This window comes from Pyxidicoccus sp. M6 (genome assembly GCF_055568925.1).
In genome coordinates this window covers 8673746-8689079 of record NZ_CM145714.1, presented here as the reverse complement: position 1 = coordinate 8689079, position 15334 = coordinate 8673746, and the positions used below count along the sequence as shown (strand labels likewise).

At 67.2% G+C, this 15334-nt stretch carries 15 protein-coding genes; 8 read left to right on the top strand and 7 right to left on the bottom strand.

Annotated features, from left to right (window positions below):
• Nucleotides 1–4: 4 nt before the first annotated feature.
• A complete protein-coding gene (locus ACVTJA_RS34080) occupies nucleotides 5–1399 on the top strand; it encodes an NAD(P)/FAD-dependent oxidoreductase (protein ID WP_465825816.1) in 1395 nt (464 codons plus the stop codon).
• A gap of 78 nt (nucleotides 1400–1477) precedes the next feature.
• Here the strand turns inward: ACVTJA_RS34080 and ACVTJA_RS34075 are convergent, their stop codons facing one another.
• Entirely contained in the window at nucleotides 1478–2887 is a 1410-nt protein-coding gene (locus ACVTJA_RS34075; protein WP_465825813.1) for a hypothetical protein, read from the bottom strand.
• Nucleotides 2888–3158: 271 nt separating this feature from the next.
• On the opposite strand from ACVTJA_RS34075, the gene ACVTJA_RS34070 reads away from it, so the two are divergent.
• Nucleotides 3159–4034: an endonuclease/exonuclease/phosphatase family protein gene (locus ACVTJA_RS34070; protein ID WP_465825811.1), complete on the top strand. Its 876-nt coding sequence runs from the start codon at nucleotides 3159–3161 to the stop codon at nucleotides 4032–4034.
• A gap of 6 nt (nucleotides 4035–4040) precedes the next feature.
• On the opposite strand, the gene ACVTJA_RS34065 is transcribed toward ACVTJA_RS34070, so the two are convergent.
• Together ACVTJA_RS34065 and ACVTJA_RS34060 are read right to left on the bottom strand one after the other, a co-directional pair.
• Complete coding sequence (locus ACVTJA_RS34065) at nucleotides 4041–6047, bottom strand: DUF7151 family protein (protein ID WP_465825810.1); 2007 nt, start codon at nucleotides 6045–6047, stop codon at nucleotides 4041–4043.
• Between the two features lie 409 nt (nucleotides 6048–6456).
• Nucleotides 6457–7068, bottom strand: a complete 612-nt coding sequence (locus ACVTJA_RS34060; protein ID WP_465825807.1) for a C1q-like domain-containing protein — start codon at nucleotides 7066–7068, stop codon at nucleotides 6457–6459.
• Between the two features lie 360 nt (nucleotides 7069–7428).
• On the opposite strand from ACVTJA_RS34060, the gene ACVTJA_RS34055 reads away from it, so the two are divergent.
• Genes ACVTJA_RS34055 through ACVTJA_RS34045 form a run of 3 tightly spaced genes read left to right on the top strand, consistent with a single transcriptional unit; the run spans nucleotide 7429 to nucleotide 9305 of the window.
• Nucleotides 7429–8139, top strand: coding sequence for an AHH domain-containing protein (locus ACVTJA_RS34055; RefSeq protein ID WP_465825804.1), 711 nt, complete (start codon nucleotides 7429–7431; stop codon nucleotides 8137–8139).
• Nucleotides 8140–8141: 2 nt separating this feature from the next.
• Nucleotides 8142–8720: an imm11 family protein gene (locus ACVTJA_RS34050; protein ID WP_465825801.1), complete on the top strand. Its 579-nt coding sequence runs from the start codon at nucleotides 8142–8144 to the stop codon at nucleotides 8718–8720.
• A 48-nt stretch (nucleotides 8721–8768) separates the two neighbouring features.
• Nucleotides 8769–9305: a hypothetical protein gene (locus ACVTJA_RS34045; RefSeq protein ID WP_465825799.1), complete on the top strand. Its 537-nt coding sequence runs from the start codon at nucleotides 8769–8771 to the stop codon at nucleotides 9303–9305.
• Here the strand turns inward: ACVTJA_RS34045 and ACVTJA_RS34040 are convergent.
• The 3 genes from ACVTJA_RS34040 to ACVTJA_RS34030 all read right to left on the bottom strand — a co-directional run bounded on the left by ACVTJA_RS34040 (nucleotide 9289) and on the right by ACVTJA_RS34030 (nucleotide 11385).
• Nucleotides 9289–9870: a hypothetical protein gene (locus ACVTJA_RS34040; RefSeq protein WP_465825797.1), complete on the bottom strand. Its 582-nt coding sequence runs from the start codon at nucleotides 9868–9870 to the stop codon at nucleotides 9289–9291. The genes ACVTJA_RS34045 and ACVTJA_RS34040 overlap by 17 nt on opposite strands.
• Nucleotides 9871–9961: 91 nt before the next feature.
• Complete coding sequence (locus ACVTJA_RS34035) at nucleotides 9962–10675, bottom strand: hypothetical protein (RefSeq protein WP_465825795.1); 714 nt, start codon at nucleotides 10673–10675, stop codon at nucleotides 9962–9964.
• A complete protein-coding gene (locus ACVTJA_RS34030; protein ID WP_465825792.1) occupies nucleotides 10672–11385 on the bottom strand; it encodes a Fic family protein in 714 nt (237 codons plus the stop codon). Before ACVTJA_RS34030 ends, ACVTJA_RS34035 begins: the two co-directional genes overlap by 4 nt.
• Nucleotides 11386–11489: 104 nt before the next feature.
• Here ACVTJA_RS34030 and ACVTJA_RS34025 point away from each other — a divergent pair, with 104 nt between their 5' ends.
• Together ACVTJA_RS34025 and ACVTJA_RS34020 are read left to right on the top strand one after the other, a co-directional pair.
• Complete coding sequence (locus tag ACVTJA_RS34025; RefSeq protein ID WP_465825788.1) at nucleotides 11490–12413, top strand: diacylglycerol/lipid kinase family protein; 924 nt, start codon at nucleotides 11490–11492, stop codon at nucleotides 12411–12413.
• Between the two features lie 43 nt (nucleotides 12414–12456).
• Nucleotides 12457–13596: a right-handed parallel beta-helix repeat-containing protein gene (locus ACVTJA_RS34020; RefSeq protein WP_465825785.1), complete on the top strand. Its 1140-nt coding sequence runs from the start codon at nucleotides 12457–12459 to the stop codon at nucleotides 13594–13596.
• Here ACVTJA_RS34020 and ACVTJA_RS34015 read toward each other — a convergent pair.
• Nucleotides 13580–14020, bottom strand: a complete 441-nt coding sequence (locus ACVTJA_RS34015; protein ID WP_465825784.1) for a DUF2306 domain-containing protein — start codon at nucleotides 14018–14020, stop codon at nucleotides 13580–13582. The two genes, ACVTJA_RS34020 and ACVTJA_RS34015, sit on opposite strands and share 17 nt — an antisense overlap.
• Before the next feature lie 137 nt (nucleotides 14021–14157).
• Here ACVTJA_RS34015 and ACVTJA_RS34010 point away from each other — a divergent pair, with 137 nt between their 5' ends.
• The gene (locus ACVTJA_RS34010) at nucleotides 14158–15315 is read left to right on the top strand and encodes a sensor histidine kinase (RefSeq protein WP_465825782.1); all 1158 of its coding nucleotides are present in this window, start codon (nucleotides 14158–14160) and stop codon (nucleotides 15313–15315) included.
• The last annotated feature ends 19 nt before the right edge of the window (nucleotides 15316–15334 follow it).

Genomic DNA, 15334 nt, shown 5'->3' with positions numbered 1-15334 from the left:
GTCCATGCGAGGGGAATCCGTGCCGTCCTGGAGCGTCCTCGTCGTTGGCGGAGGCCCCGCCGGGACGGCCACGGCCCTGGCCCTCCGCCGCCACGGCCACTCCGTGCTCGTGGTGGAGCGCACCGGCTGGGACGGCTTTCGTCCCGGCGAAGTCCTGGGCCCCGAGGCCCGGACCACCCTGGAGGCGCTCGGAGTCTGGGAGCGCTTCGCAAGCGAGGGCCATCGACGCTCCTGGGCCGTCCACTCGGCCTGGGGGCAGGGCGAGCCGACCCTTCGTGACTTCACGTTTCATCCGTATGGTTCAGGCTGGAGTCTCGATCGGCGCCGCTTCGATTCCATGCTCGCTGACGCCGCGAGGATGGCGGGGGCGGTCATCCTCACGGAGACCCGGCTCGTGCGACTGTCCCGTGAACGAGGGGGATTCGTCGCGGAGCTCCAGCAGGGAAATCGGCATCGCGCCGAGCATGCGCAATTCGTCGTCGATGCGACCGGGCGCACGGGCGGGGTGGCCACCTCACTTGGAGCGCGGCGGGTGACCTACGACCGCCTCGTCGCGCTCGTCGCCGTGCTCGAACCCCTGGAGGTCCCGGCTCGCGCGGAGGAGTCGGCCGTCAACCCACTGATGATCGAGGCCGTCTCCGATGGGTGGTGGTACTCGGTGCTGCTGCCGCGAGGCGCGCTCCTCGTTTCCTTGTTGATGGATGGAGACGTCTTCTCCCGCAGCGGGCTCGGCGCGGAGGAGCTTTGGTCGACACGTCTCGCGGACACATCGCAGACCCGGGCTCGGGCGCTGGGCTACGTCAAGCGGGGGAAGGTGCGGGTGGCGAACTCCGCGACGAGCCATCTCGATTGCGCCACGGGAGAGGGGTGGCTGGCCGTCGGAGATGCCGCGAGCGCCTATGACCCGCTTTCCGCGCGCGGAATCCACAAGGCCTTGGACGCGGCCCTTGCGGCAGCGGACGCAATCCATGGGTGGCTGGGTGGAAACAGGGGCGCATTGGCGGAATACCAGGCGGGACTGGTCGCCGCGTTCGAGCAGTACCGGAAGGAGCGAAACAGCTTCTACGGAGCCGAGCCTCGCTGGCCGGACTCTCTCTTCTGGCGCCGCCGAAAGGGACTCGATGTCGCGGGAAGCCCACTGCAACTGAATCCCTACTGGCGACTCCAGGCGGCACGGCCCGCGCCGCCCGTGGAGAGCACTTCGGAGGTCGAGGGGCTCTTGCCGGCCGCGGGGCTCGGATTGCTTCGCCGGCTTTGTGTCACCCCCAGGCCCGCGCATGAGGTGGTTGGCGCATTTCAGGCAAGGTCGGGGTTGTGTATTTCCTCGCGGGAGCTCCTCGTGACGTTGCAGTTCCTGATCAGCCGCGGAGCCATCCAGGTCCAGGCCGACGTGTCTTGATGGCGCTGGACAACCCTTGCGATTCGCCTGGGCGAAGGCCGTGGGCGAGATGACGCCCAGGTGCTTGGGCAACCCGCCTCATACGAACTCGTATCGCAGCGGTTCTCGCTCGAGATGCGCCTGCAGCGCGTCGATGACGCCTCGCTCCTGAGCGTTCGTACCGCCCGTTGCCAGGCGAGAGTGCCAGCTCCCGGCACTCTTCGGAGAGACCTGCTCCAGCAGCGCGCGGGCGGAGTCGGTCATCGGGTGCAACCTGACGGAGAGTGGGCCAGGCCCCGCCGGAGCCTGCATCTGCTGCACGTACCGCGAGAACGTCTCGGCGAGCAGCGGCTTGAAAGCACGCACGCGGTCCCTGGCCGCCAACAGCAGCCCGAGGTACGCGACATCCCGCTGCGCCGTGCAGCGCAGTCCGGCCCGGGCCATGAGGTCCGCCACGAACACATCGAAGTCGAGCACGCTGGGGGCACGGGAGAAGAGCCAGTGCCCGACGAGCGCCTCGCCGAAGAGCAGGATGAAGTTGAGCGCCCGCCGCGTCGGGCTCGGGTCGATGTCCTGTGGGTGGAAACTCCCCGAGAGGAGACTCTGGTAGCTGCTCCACAACCGAGGGGGCGCTCCCTCCACCAGGGCACGCTCTTCCCCGAGCAGCTGCGCGCGGTCGTCCGCGAACTCGCGCACCGCCTGCGCGTAGGTCTCGTCCATGATGCTCGCGGCTCCGGCGTCCATGGGGCTGACGGTCAAGACCTTGCCCGGCATGTAGAGCGCGCCCCCCGCGTTGAGGGCATCGATGTCGACGTACACGTTGCGCGCAAACCCGCGCCCGCTCGCGTCGCGACTCGCGAGGAGCGATTCCGTGGTGCACCAGCCGCTCGTCGAGTAGCCGTCGTGCTGGAAGCGCAGCGCGACAATCGTCGACGCGCAGACCAGCGACTCCAGTTGGCGCAGCGTCGCCGCGAGCTCGGCGAGCTCGGACTCGGTCCGCGGAGCCTGCGGCACGCACGCGAAGTCGACCCAGACCGCCATCCGGGTGGCGACCCATTGAGCGAACTCCGCGCTCGAGGGGGCGAGCAGGGCGGCCTTTTCCTCGACCTCGGCCCGCCGCGCCTCCGGTGGAAGGAAATCAGTCCCGAGCGGCTCGGCTCCGAGGATGCGCATCGCGACGGTGAGCGCCTGGAGGGTCCCCTCGGAATCGAGCGACGGCATGAAGGACTCACGAGCGGCCCTGGGCATCAGGCACGCGCCGAGGCACTGCGCGACGAGTTGGATGAACCGCCGCAGCGCGTGGAACTGGCGGCCGGTCGGGTCGGGGGCGTCGTGGGTCTCCCAGCGATGCGAGACGAACAGCACGCACAGAGGTGGCGGTGCGTCCGCGCGGAGCCAGCTCACCCGGTCACGCCGGTCCTGGAATCGAACCAGGCGCGGTGCCTCGAGGAAATCCGAAGCCGGTGCGAGGTTGAAAGCGGAGCTCAGTTCGTTCCAGGTGGGGCTCATCGGTCCTCCCGGTTTCTCTACGCCTGCCGTCCCGACGCGAGTTTCACGGGGCACTCGCCAGCAAGGCAAACACGCCCAAGCGCTTCGGCAAGCCTCGCCCCCGGGCCAGTTGGCCTCTGCCTTGATTCACGGAGGGGAAGCGGGCAACTCGCCGGATGCCCCTCACTCCGAAACATGAGGCTGCCTCCGTAAGTTTGCGGGCGGCGTGTTTCATTCGAATCGATTTCCCGCGAGCGCTCCCCAGCTCGCCCGGCTGATGATGCTCTGCGCGATGCCGCTCCTGCTCTGGACGGGCTGTTGGAGCAGCCTGCCCGAGCCATTGGTCGACAAGATCCCCGCTTCCGAGGGCCGGCTGCGCGTCATCTCCTACAACGTGCACCTCGGCGAGGCCCTGATTGACGAGCGGAAGGGCAGCCTCATGTCGATGCGCGAGACGTTCCGGGAGCACAAGTACCTGTGGGCCGTCGACATCCTCGGGCTCCAGGAGCTGTGCTCGGATGAGGGCGGTTGGCAGCTCGACTACTTCAACGAGCTCCTGCGCTCATGGGGCGGTGTGTCCTATTCGGCGTACGCGCTCGCCGACCCCGTCGAGAAGACGATGTGCGCTCGCGTTGAGGCCATCTTCAGCCGCCATCCCATCGTCGACTCAGGCGCCATCGAGCTGCCGAACGTCCGCCAGCCCCGCTCGGCGGTCTGGGCGGATATCGACGTGCCCTCGGCGGACGGGAAGGGGACGGTGCGCATCCGCGTCTACAACGCGCATCTGGAGAACCGGCCCACCGGGATGTCCTGGGAGGAGGGACGCCTGCGACAGACGCGCGTCGTCCTCGCGCATCTGGAGGAGTGGCGTGCGACGCACCCCGACTCACCGGTCATCCTGCTGGGAGACCTGAACAGCCTCAGTCAATATTGGAACTTCTGGGACCGCGAGGCCTCCATTGACGAAATCCAGAACCATGGACTGGAGCCCACGCTCAAGAAATACAACCGGACGAGCACGCTGACGCCTCATCAGCTCGACTGGATCTTCTTCCAGGGGCTCAAGCAGCGCCGGGCGCAGGTCCAGCACGTCTGGCTGTCAGACCACTTCCCGGTGACGACGGACTTCGCACTGCCCACGGCCCCGGCCGTCGCCGAGGCGCCGTAGGTTCCCTCACTCGCCACAGGGAGTATCGGCGTTGCCGGAGATGAGGAGCCACTGCGGCGGGCCGCTGTAGGTGGCGGACGCCAGCGATGTGGCCAGGCACGTGGGGAGCTTCGGGTTGTTCTGGACGTCGAAGACCTCGCGCACCGCGATGAGCGAGTTCAGGTTGAACGTGCTCAGGTTGGGGTTCTCGTGAACCTTCAACATGCCCACCTCGCGCACGCTGCCCAGGTAGGCCAGGTTCACCAGGGAGGCATTGTTCACCACGGTCAACTGGCCCAGGCGCAGCAGGCGCTCGAAGCCCTGCAGATTGGTCAGCAGGGGATTGCCGGAGATGTACAGCTCCGCGCCCACGGTGTTCAGATAGGGGAGGTTGCCAACGCCGCGCAGCACCGGGTTGTCGTGGATGGAGAAGCCGGACTCGACGACCCTCATCGAGGGCATGTCCCCCACCGTCTCCAGCTCGGGGTTGTACGAGAAGCTGACGGAACGCACGAAGCCGAGCCGGAAGAACCCCGCGGTGGACTTCAGCCTGGCGTTGTTCGACACGTCGAGGCTGCCCAGCGCGTTGAGCCACTCCATTCCCGAGAGGGAGAGCAGCGCGTCATTGTCGGCGATCCGCAGCATGCCCCCCACGGTCGCCAGGTTGACGAACCCCTCCAGGGACTCGAGGGCATCATTGTCGGCGACCTCGATGTAGCCCCCGACTTCGCGGAGGCTCTGGAAGGGGAGGCGCTTGAGGAGCGCATTGCCCTTGATGGTGATGGAGCCGGTGAGCACCTCGACCCGGGTGAACCGTCCCGGCTCCTGGAGCGCATCGTTGTCCGTCAGGATGATCCTGTCGCGGGGGGACACCGTCTTGAGTCCCTCCAGGGTCTCCAGCTGGGGGTTCTCCGCGATGAGCAACTCCTGCCCCATGGGCAGCGAGTCCGCCGCCGGATCGCCGACCACCAGGGTGCGGAGCCGCGCGTTGGAATAGATCCACAGGTTGCCGCCCATGAGGCGCAGGGCGCCCAGCTCCACTCGCTCCAGCTTCGGGTTGGACTGGATGACCACCGAGCCGGTGACGGTGGATAGCCCCGGCAGGACGAGAGCCTGGAGCTCCGGGCTCTTGACGACGAGGTCGCCCCGGATGTGCGTGACGCCCTGGAGCGCGACGAGGTCCGTGGCATCCTCCACCACGTAGGTGCCGTCGAACGTGCGCGTGGGCTGGCACACGTACACGGTCGAGGAGGACTCATTCACCTCGGGCTCGCCATTGCCGTTCAGGTCCCCGAATATCAACAGCCGCGTGCCTCCCAGCGCGCACGCCTTCCCGGCGGGCTCGGCCTGTGAGCGGACCCGCACCAGGGACGAGTCCACGCCGCAGACCCGGGCCGTGGCCTGATGCTCGGCGTCGTCGAGCGCCCCATCCCCGTCGAGGTCCGGCCCCGCCTCCACCTCGGTGCCCGACTGGCCGCAGATGGAGTCGCGTGGCAGCACGCGCATGCGCGTCAGCACCGGCGCCAGCTCCATGCAGCCGTAGACCTCACGGGAAATCTCTTCGTCCTCCAGGAGGCGGTTGCCGTTCGCATCCAGTCCGGCGTGGGTCACCTGCCCGCCGTTCGGGCACTTCTCCCCGGGAGACACCTGCCGCGTGCGCATCAGCACGTCCTGGACCTGTGTGGCGCAGACGTACTCGGTGGCCGACACCTCACCGTCATCGAGCTGGCCGTTGCCGTCCAGGTCCAGGCCGGTCTGCACCGCCTGTCCCCCGTGCTCGCAGCTCGTCCCCACAGGCTCCGCCCGTGTACGAGTCCTCGCGGTGGGCAGGGCCTCCTCGCAGACGTACTCGGTGGCCGTCACCTCGGAATCATCGAGCTGGCCGTCGCTGTCCAGGTCCAGGCCCGTCTGCACCGCCTGCCCGCCGAACGCGCAGTGCTCGCCCGCGGGCTCCTGGAGGACGCGGGTGCGCGCGTCGCGGCGCGCCAGCCGGGCCACGTCGAGCCGGTCACACCCGCTCACGATGGCGAGCACTGCGATCCATATCCCACATGTCCAGCGCATCGGTGCGTCTCCACAGGGGGGCCGTCCGAGCCCCATCCGCGCCACATCCCCCCTCATACGGAGGCTGGCGGAAATCCTGGTCGTTCCCCGGGTTCGGGCCATGACGCGCACCCAGGGAGTCACCTGCCGAGGGCCGCGCATGGCGGGAGTTCTCCTACTGGAAAAGGGGGGGCGGCAGGTAGGGGGGCCCGGCCTGGGGGGCGCTCACGGAGACGGCTATGCCTCCGGGAAGTCGGCGGGGACGTTGCACTGCCCCTGCCGGCCTTACCGGTCGCTGCCCCGGTCGGGTGGGCCCACGAGGTCCAGATGGCGTACCCCAAGACTGTCACTGTCATGGTCGAGGAGGTCGCGGAGCCTGTGGCGTTCTGACAGAGCACTGTCAGTAACGCTGCCGTACCAGATAGCCTGTAAAATCATATCGGAGCAGGTGCCGCTTCGTGAGGAGGTCGCTCCATACGAATGTCTGGATGTAGTCCCCTTGCTCCAGCATGAGGACTACACTGAACGTGCCGGGGTCACGGCTGATGTCTACGTTCTGGCCACTCCATGCGTGCCCTATTTCGACGCCATTCTTGTAAAGAGAGACCAATACATCTTCCTTCGATGAGCCAGAAATAAGGTAGGAATCCCTTATGAAGGACACGCTGAAGAAGTATAGCCCCGCGCATGGCGCGACGAACGTGCCGCCGCCGTTCGGCCATCCGCCGCCTTCATTCGTGATGACGGACGGATAGACGAGGAGCGTGGCACCACCCTCGGAGACATGCCCGCGTCCGTAGGCACTGAACGCGACGATTCCAGAACCCGGACAGAGGTACGGGTCATACGTCATGAGGAATGCAGGAAGTGCGGGATCAATCGCTCTATAGTTCTCGATGACCGGCACACGAACTCGAATGTCATCGACATCTGCGTTTCGTCCATCCGCCAGTGCGGTGCTCGCAACGAAGAGATAAGCCAGCCCAAACACCAGTGACCTGAACCACTGCATACACGCCTCCTCGACTGATGAGGTTGTTGGTTGTAATTGGCCGTCGTTACGTCGACATTCAGTGCTGTCTGGTGACTGTATATGGTCAGTCATTGTGCGTTCAAGCCGACTTCATCCCATTGAACCGCGATGGGCAGACCTGAAGTGGCATCTGTGTACGCTCACCCTTGCGTCGTCGAAGTGGCGGTCCGGTGTCTGGAGCTGGCGCAGCTCACCGGCCCGGACTGCACTGTCTGAGGAACGAGGGGCAACCAGGAATGTCTCGGATTGTATTGCTGGCTGCCCTGATGGACAGTTCTCGATTGATAGGCATGGGCGCCTGCTTCCCGCATGCCCGTCATCATTCGAGGCCGCCGAGTCATGTTCCTCCAGTCTCAGCCCGGCGACGGGCCTCGGCCGGTGAAGGTGCCGCCGTGCGAGTACTGCGGGAAGCCGGGACATCCGTTCGCCCCGAAGTGGGGCAGCCACATGGGCAGTTCCTCCGTGCTGCGCGACAACATCCTGGAGGGCCGTGAAGCTGACTCCCACCCTTGGTACACGGGACGCTGGTCCATTGCCGCGCACCACCTCATCTACTCCGAGGCAATGGCGGATGACGAGACGTGGGCGGTGTACTGCCGACTGTTCGGCTACGACATCAACCGTCGGGAGAATGGTGTCATCCTCCCCATGGTGCTGGCCGTCGCGTGTGAGCTCCATGTGCCTGTCCACGTTGGCCCCCATGCTGGTGGCTGGGCTTTCGACATGGATGTCTCGTACCCTGAGGCGGTGAAAGCCCTTCTGGAGGCGGTGGCCGAGGCGATTGAAGGAGGCAGCTTCTGCCAGGATCCGGCGGCGCTGATCCGTGAGCTGGACAGCATGAGCGCTTCCATTCTCCGCAAGGTGGTCAAGGGGCGCTGGACGCTCACCACGGATGGGCAGGATTACCAGCCGGGCGGAGTGGGCTGCGCTGGTGCGTCGAGCCTCCAGGACAAGCCCCGGCGCGCCTGCCCCCGTGGGCGGAGGCATGGTGCTCGACACGGGCGCACTGGAGAACCTCTGGCGCGGCGGCAACTGAAGGCGGGGGCGTAGCCATGCAGGACGAGTACTTCGTGCTCATGCGAGTCCGCTCCCAGGAACATCCGCTCCTGGCATGGGACGAGTCCGCGTCCCCATTTCGGAAAGGGTGCCCCGTGCAGCGCTCGGAGCCCGTGCGGTTGAAGTTGGGGGAGCCTGTGCCTCCCAATCCCCGCATGGTGGACCATCACAGTCTTCCCGCGCCGGTGGTCTCTTCACGCCTCAAGGAGTGCCTGGAACCGCTAGACCTGCAGGGGGTGCAATGGGTTCCCGCGGACGTCCGCGTTGGTGACTCCGTCCTCCACTACTGGCTCCTGCACATGTGGCGGCGCCTGGCCTGCGTGGACCGTGAGCGCTCCGTCATCGAGACTTCCGACAGTGGACGGATGGTGCTGGGCATCGACAAGCTCGTCCTCGATGAAAAGCTGCTGCGCGAGGTTCCCCTCCAAGAGCGGCTGGCTTTCCGGTTGGAGGAGGCCACGGTGCACCTCTTCCACCGTTCCGTGGTAGACCTCGTGATGAGTCTCACGCCTCCGCCGGAGGGGCTGCGTTTCATTCCGGTGCCGGACTGGAGCGACTCGGCCGGCTTCCGCTGACCGGCCTACCGCAAGCGCCCGCTGCAGGACGGCAGGACGCACAGCAACATGGACCTCTACGCGTACACCTATGTGGGCCCGGAGGAGATTCGCCGGGCCGCTGTGTCCCAGCCCGCCGGCACGCCCATCACTTCGAGGCAGGACGCCGAAGACTGGCTCCAGGCGCATCCCGATGCCCGCGCCGAGGGAGCGACATACGTCGTCGACCTCCGGGGGCGCTTGAGGCTCGCACCGAGAAGGTCCGAGCACGTCGCCTGCGCGGGAGGCGAAGACGTCCTGGCCGCGGGAGAGATTCGATTCCAGGGCTCAGGGGCCCGACTCTCCGTGGCGGAAGTGTCGAACCAGTCCACGGGGTACTGCCCGGACACCACGTGCTGGAACGCGGTGGTGCGCGCCCTCCATGCGGCGGGGCTGACTCCGCCTCCGCGCTTCACGCCGGAGATTGTCTTCCGGCGCTGCCCCCGATGTAGCGAGGTCAACCTGGTGAAGGAGGGCTGGTTCGTCTGCGTGTTCTGCGACGCCGACCTGCCCTCCGAGTGGAACATCGCGCCCCGGCGCGCGCTCCACCTCACCGAGTCTCGGTAACGCTCGGGAGCCGGGTAGCAACCGGGGCCATGGAGGCTGGGGTCCCGTGAGGTCTCCTCGGTGAGAGCTCGCTGAACACCTTCTTGACGACCTCCTCCGAGCGCACGTTCTTCATCCGCTGCGCGAAGAGCTTCCCATCTCGCTCCCACTGGTCGGTGACCTGGACAGCGACCTTCGCGTAGGAATCGCAGTGGGCGATCTGGACGTGCACCTCCCCAAGGTAGACGGCCTTTCCCGCCTCGACCTCGAAGGGGGCGTACAGCTCGGAAGCCAGCGGATGGAGTTGTTCGATTCTGTGTTTTCCCGCGTGGACCTCCCTGATGGAGAGATACCCGGGCGGGTCCTGGAAGTCCTTGTCCTGGAATGGGTCGTTCACGGGAATCACGCCCAGTCGCTTGAACCTGTCCCCGTATGAGTCGTCCACGTACTCAATGTTCACCTTGCGGTCTTCCCAGGACTTGCAATCATCATAGGTGAAGCGGGTAGAGACGACGATCAGACCGCTCTCTAAGCGCTCCGAGAAGTGGAAATCGCTTCCAACGTCACTGACATTGACGTTGTGCATGCCGGAGCTACAGGCCGCGCAAATCCATACAGACATCGCCAAGAGCAGTCGCGAGTGCATGTCCTTCTCCCCGTGCCAGGTCGTGTGGCAGTTACTGCCCGCCAGGATAGCGCGCATTGAAGCCGGTCTTCACCGCCGCCAGCGCCACGGCGTCACCTGCCGCACGCGTCTGGTCCGGACCGGGGCCCACCCAGGACTCGAACGTGCCCAGCGTCTGCCGCATGGCCTTGCGCACCTCGTGGTTGGCCGGAACACCTCGCGCCTGGAGCAGCCAGCTCACCGCGTCGTACGCATAGCCATACCAGGCGTCCTCGGTGGCGGTGGCCTCCACGGTGATTTCAATGGATCGCACCACTGCGTCCGAGAGCCCCATCTGTCGGATGCCCTCGTCCGGGTCATCGAGGAGCTCCGCCCCGCGGTACGCCGCGTCGAGCGCGCTCAGCCACGCATGGCCCCGGCCAATCGCATCCACCATGAGCCGGACGTTGAACTCCATGTCCAGGTTCGGCACGGGCTTCTGATTGAAGAACCGGTGGCACCAGCAGAAGCCGCCGATGATTCCGTTCCCGAGGTGCACGCCCGTCTCGTGGTACCAGGGGCCCAGGTTGGCATCGAGAATGGCCTCGACACCGTCGCGCAGTTGCTCACGGAGGGGCTCGTCCAGCTTGCGCACGCCCGAGGGAATGCGCGGCGTCAGGTACTCGCGCAGCAGCGCGGCGATGCGCTCCGGATGGTAGCTGTCGAGGCTGCGCTGGATGACCTCCCAGCCGGACTCCTTCATCCGCTCCCGCTGCTTGCGTCTCATGAGTCCTCCTCCTCGCACGGCGCACGTCCGGAGATGCTCCGCGCCACGAGCCGGACGAACCTCTCGTAGCGCTCCACGTCCCCCGGAGGTTTGGGCAGCAGCACCCACGGAGCCAGCGGCGGCATGGGCAGTCCCGCCCGGCGCAGGCAGAGCTCGAACCACAGCCGCGCCGCTCTCGCATTCCCATCCGGGAACGGGTGGAAGAAGGCCAGGTCCAGGTACAGCCGCACCGCTTGCGCCACCGGGTGACAGCCGTCCCTCGCGTCCGCCTCCACCTTCCGGACGAACATCTCCTCCAGGTCCGGCGCGTACAGATACCGGTGCGCCCCGCCGTGAGCGAAGGCCTCCGCTGTTCGAAATCCCACGGGCCTTCCGAGCACCTCCGCCTGGACCTCCGTCAGCCGCGCCCACGTGAGGGGCTCGCGCGCATCCGCCAGGGCCCGCACCCGCGCGAGGGCGGACAGGAACCGCGCTTCCCTCCCGATGTCTCCGCCGTGCGCCGGGGCGTCGTACCGGGCGAGGTAGTCCTCCTGCGCCCGCGTCTCCTCGAAGGGCCGGGCGCTGGCGGCCTCCAACTCGGGGCGCAGGCGCGGGCACATCCAGTCCACGGCAAGGGTGGCCGTCAGGTGCGAAACGAGCTTCTCGCTGGAGTCCACTGTGGCCAGGGCGAAGTCCCCTCGGGGTGCGTACGTCGCTTCGCAGCATGTCATGGCCAGGGGTGTCATGGACCCGGCGCGTCATGTGGACTGGTCGCGGAGTGGAGTGCTGACGCGCAACCGCGTAAACAGGAGGGCCCAGGGAGGGGCAGGTGCCGATGAAGACGTTCCTCGTGGTCAATCCGCGCAGCGCCAATGGGCAGACGGGAAAGCGCTGGGCCGAGATTGGCGCGCAGGTGGGTAGGGTGCTCGGAGACTTCGGCCACGGCTTCACGCAGGGCGGCATGGACGCGGCGCGCATCGCCCGCCAGGCCATCGAGGACGGCTACGAGTGCATCGTCGCGGTCGGCGGCGACGGCACCCTCAACGAAGTCACCAACGGCTTCTTCCACGAGGGCAGGGCCATCAACCCCAATGCCGTGCTCGGCCTCATTCCCCGAGGCACCGGCGGCGACTTCCGCCGCACCTTCGGGTGGGAGCTGGACCTGGACTCGTCCCTCGAGCGGCTGCGCTCCGACAAGACGGAGCCCTTCGACGTGGGGCGAATCGACTTCATCAACAACGAGGGGAAGCCGGACACGCGCTACTTCGCCAACATCGCCTCGTTCGGCGTGAGCGCGGTGGTGGCTCGAGAGGTGAACGCCGGCAGCAAGGCCCTGGGCGGCAACTTCAGCTTTGTGTGGGGCACGCTGAAGGGCCTCGTGAAGTACTCGGAGAAGAAGGTCCGCCTGTCCGTGGATGGCGGCCCCGAGGAGACGCTCGACATCACCGCCGTGGCCGTGGCCAATGGCCGCTACTTCGGCAGCGGCATGTTCGTGGCCCCCGAGGCCGTCACGCACGACGGCCTCTTCGACGTCACCATCTGGTCCGGCTACGGCCTGAGTGACTTCCTGCTCAAGTCGAAGGGCGTCTACAACGGCAACCACGTCACATGGAAGGGGACACGCCGCCTGCGCTGCCGCACCCTGCGCGCCGAGCCGGCCGACGGCGAGGAGGTGTACCTCGACGTGGACGGCGAGACGCCGGGACGCCTGCCCTGCACCATGACCATCATCCCTGGTGCCATAAAATTGAAAGTGTAACTAATTGCATGATGGCCTCGGCGAATGGGGGTATTCGCCGGCCATGCACACTTCGACCGTCGTCCTTCGTTCCGCTGTCCGCCGTTCCCTCCTGCCGCTGCTCGGGGCCGCGCTGCTCCTTCCCGTGCAGGCGCTGGCGGCCTCTCGCACGGTGACCTGCAACAACACCACCTCCGACGACGAGACGCTGAACGCGGCCATCGCTGGCAGCGCCGTCGGGGATGAGGTCATCATCACCGGGCCCTGCCTCATCAACTCCACCGTTCGGCTGCTCTCGCAGCGCAGCTACCGGGGCGGAGAGCCCTCGGGCACCGTCATCAAGCAGGCCAACGGCGCCAACCTCGCGGCGATGCTGGCCAACAGTGACTGGCTCGACGGGTCGACGTACACGGGCGGCCCCCTGCGCATCCTGGACCTCACGCTGGAGGGCAACTCGGCCAACAATCCCAGCCGGGCCACGGACGGCATCGTGCTGATGGCGTGGAACTCCACCGTGGAGAACACGCGCATCAACAGCATGCGCGGCTCGGGCATCCGACTGACGAACACCAACAGCGCGGGCACGGCCATCACCAACACCCAGGTGAACGGGCGCATCGTCCACAACTTCATCAGCGACTCGGGACAGTACGGCATCTACGTCCAGGACTCCGGCAACTCGGTGACGGACTGGGATTTGAACGACAACTGGATTGCGGACTCCGGCATCAACGCCATCCGCATGGAGAACGCCGCGGGCTGGAAGGTGCGGGGCAACCACGTCTACGGCGTAGGACAGAGCGCCATCATCGCGCAGCGCCTGTTCGCCACCACCATCTCCGACAACTACATCGAGGACTTCGGTGGCACCACCACCGCCGGCACGTGGGCTGGCATCAGCGCCACCGTGCAGGGAGACGCGGCCTCGGTCATCTCGGACAACAAGGTCTTCAACTTCGGCGGTGAGACGAACACCGCCTCGAGCTTCCTGTACGTGTCCATCTCCCAGGTGAACTACGGCACGGGGTTCGTCTCGGTGACGGGGAACGTCATCCGGGGCGAGGGCACGACGCGCGGCACGGGTCTGAGCTACGAGAAGGGTAACGGCACCGCGCTCACCGTCGTGTCCACGGCCAACCTCGTCACCGGCGTCGCCACGCCGCGCGCCGCCGGTACCGGGGTGACGGTCAGCTCCGGCCGGTAGCCGAAGCCGTGCCGCCCGGAAGCGTGGCCACGGTGTTCGCCGTGGCCTCGGCTTCCGGGAGGGTCAGCGCTGGCCAGCAACACAGCACCCGCGCGGAGAGGCCCACGTCCAGCGGGTGGTGGTGCGCTCCGGTGCGCGTCTTCGCCCGCAGCACGCGGGCACCCATGGACGAAGAGGCCGCGCTCATCACCGCGAGGTACGTGAAGAAGAGCGCGATGGGCTCCTCGCGCGGCGCCTGGATGAAGCGCCACCCGGCGATGACCAGCGCCGACGCCGCCACCGCCAGCATGGAGACCACGTACACCCAGCCCACGCGGCGGTGCAGGTTGCCGCCCTTGCGCGCCACCAGCGGAAGCCAGAGGGCGATGAACGCGACGACTCCCGAGGCGATGTGGAACCCACGGGCGAGCTGATAGAAAGACATGCGAGCCTCCGACGTGCTGCGAATCGAGGCGTACGGTACGGAGCGGCGCGGAGGCCCTCATCTGGCGGAAGTCATACGGGCCGCATGTGACTTCCGGCACATGGCCCATTCCGTGAGGGGCTCGTAAGCTGTCTCATATGCATCCGATGTTTGCCCCGGCGCAATCCGCCACCACCCACCGCCTGCTGTGGGTGGCCGGGACGTTGACCTGGGCCGTGGTCGGTATCCCCCAGCTCGTAGACTTCAGGAACGAGCCCGCGCGGTGGACGGCTCCCGGCACACTCGTGTGGGTGGCCGCGTTCCTCGTCTTCGGCGTGGGCTTCTGGCGCAACGCACGGCAGGAGGGGCCTCCCGTCGTGCCGCTGCTGGCCGTGCAGTCGGTGGCGGCGCTCGTCTGTGCCGCTACCGGAACCAGCGGCCTGGACGGTGCGTTGCTCGCCATCACCGCGGGGCAGGTTCCGGAGGGAATGTCTCAACGCCAGGCGCTGGCCTGGGTGGGCGCGCAGGTGATGGGAACGATGATTGTGTTCTCGGTCATCTACCCATTCCCTCGGGCCTGGGTGCAGGCGCTCATCTACGCCGGCTTCCAGGGCTTCACGCTCGGCACGGCGATGGTGATGGTGCGCGAGGCCGAGGCCCGCCGCGAGCTGGCCCGGACTCATGCGGAGCTCCAGGCCACGCAGGTGCTCCTCGCCGCCCGCGAGCGCGAGGGTGAGCGGCTGCGCATCGCTCGCGAGCTGCACGACTCGGTGGGGCACCACCTCACCGCGCTCTCCCTCAACCTGGAGGCGGCAGCGCATACCTCGAAGGATTCAGCCTCCGCCGAGCACCTGCGCCGTGCCCGCGAGGCCGCGCGCACGCTGCTGTCCGAGGTGCGCGGCACGGTGACGGCGCTGCGCGATGCGCCCATGCCGCTGCTGCCCTCGCTGCGAGCGCTCGCGGAAGGCGCCCCAGGACTCGCCGTCCACCTGGACGTGCCCGAGTCACTCAGCCTGGAGTCCTCCGAGGCCGCGCACTCGGTGTTCCGCTGCGTGCAGGAGGTGCTGACGAATACGCTGCGCCATGCCCAGGCCCGCAACCTGTGGATTGCGATTGTGCCCACCGATGACGGTGGAGTGCGCGTGCATGCGCGGGACGATGGGCGCGGGACGGAGAGCATCCGCCCTGGCGCGGGACTCACCGGCATGAGCGAGCGCTTCACCCGGCTGGGCGGCCGTGTGGAGTGGCGCGCGGTGGCGGGGAAGGGACTGGAGTTGGAGGCGTGGCTGCCGGCGGCGCGGGAGGCGGTGACATGAGTGGCGGCCTGGACGCACG